Origin of the sequence: Candidatus Erwinia dacicola (assembly GCF_001756855.1) — a bacterium.
Classification (GTDB): domain Bacteria; phylum Pseudomonadota; class Gammaproteobacteria; order Enterobacterales; family Enterobacteriaceae; genus Erwinia; species Erwinia dacicola.
The window spans coordinates 1-1,090 of record NZ_MAYS01000309.1 but is presented as its reverse complement, the minus strand read 5'-3'; the positions used below and the strand labels follow the sequence as shown (position 1 = coordinate 1,090).

General features: G+C 48.5%; 2 protein-coding genes. One reads left to right on the top strand and one right to left on the bottom strand.

What is annotated here, in order from left to right:
• Positions 1 to 79 precede the first annotated feature (79 nt).
• Positions 80 to 844 carry a DNA adenine methylase gene (locus BBW68_RS09175; protein WP_070135126.1) on the top strand — a complete coding sequence of 255 codons (765 nt, stop codon included), beginning with the start codon at positions 80 to 82 and terminating at the stop codon, positions 842 to 844.
• Here BBW68_RS09175 and BBW68_RS09170 read toward each other — a convergent pair.
• Positions 841 to 1,071 carry a hypothetical protein gene (locus BBW68_RS09170; protein ID WP_070135125.1) on the bottom strand — a complete coding sequence of 77 codons (231 nt, stop codon included), beginning with the start codon at positions 1,069 to 1,071 and terminating at the stop codon, positions 841 to 843. The genes BBW68_RS09175 and BBW68_RS09170 overlap by 4 nt on opposite strands.
• Between the last annotated feature and the right edge of the window lie 19 nt (positions 1,072 to 1,090).

The window sequence follows — 1,090 nt, the reverse complement described above, 5'->3', positions numbered from 1 at the left end:
TATCTAGGACAGCCCCATTTGTTTTAGCGATCAATTTATCGCAATTGATCGGCCTGACAGATTAATTAAAGGGCATATCATGACTAATACTATTATTCCCTGGGTAGGCGGGAAGCGTAAGCTGGCAAGGCAGCTCCTGTCTTTGTTCCCCGATCACACCTGCTATGTTGAACCGTTTTGCGGTGGAGCAGCTTTATTTTTTACAAAATTACCGTCTAAAGCTGAAGTGCTGAATGATATTAATGGCGATATCGTCAACCTCTACCGGGTCATTCAGCACCATCTGGAAGAATTTATAAACCAGTTTAAATGGGCGTTAACCAGCCGCCAGATATTTACCTGGTTGAAAGATACTCCAGTGGAAACCCTGACCGATATTCAGCGGGCAGCACGCTTCTACTACCTGCAGAAAACCTGTTTTGGTGCAAAAGTGGAAGGCCGCACATTTGGCACCAGCGCCACAGGCCCGGCAAAGCTGAATATCGTTCGTATGGAGGAGACCCTGTCAGAGGCATGGCTGCGCCTCCAGCGGGTGACGATTGAACATTTGGACTGGCAGGCATGCATTACCCGTTATGACATACCCGACACGCTGTTTTACCTTGACCCGCCCTATTGGAAGACCCAGGGCTATGGTGTACCGTTTGGTCTGGAACAATATGACGCAATGGCAGAGCTGGCCAGCAGGTGCAAGGGAAAAATGATTATCTCGGTTAACGATCACCCGGACATGCGTCGGGTATTTGAGGGACTTGAAATGACAAGCGTTAATACTACCTATTCAGTAGGCGGTAATAACGGTCATAAAGCAGCTGAACTGGTGATATATAACTTCAGACCTTAGGACTCATGCGCCGAGGCTTTAAACCCTTCAGTAAGGCACCACAGGCCGTGGTTCTCGACGGCCAGATCAAATGCCGCCATTTGCTCAAGGATAAAGCGCGTCATGTGCTCTTCCTGCCCTGTAATATATGCGATGGCATGGAGTGACAGTGAGGTCGCCAGGGAGAACGCGGAAATGATGTCATATGCATCGTCCGTCATGGTCTGCCGAATCTGAGAATAATTCATGGTCAATTCCTTCTAAGCG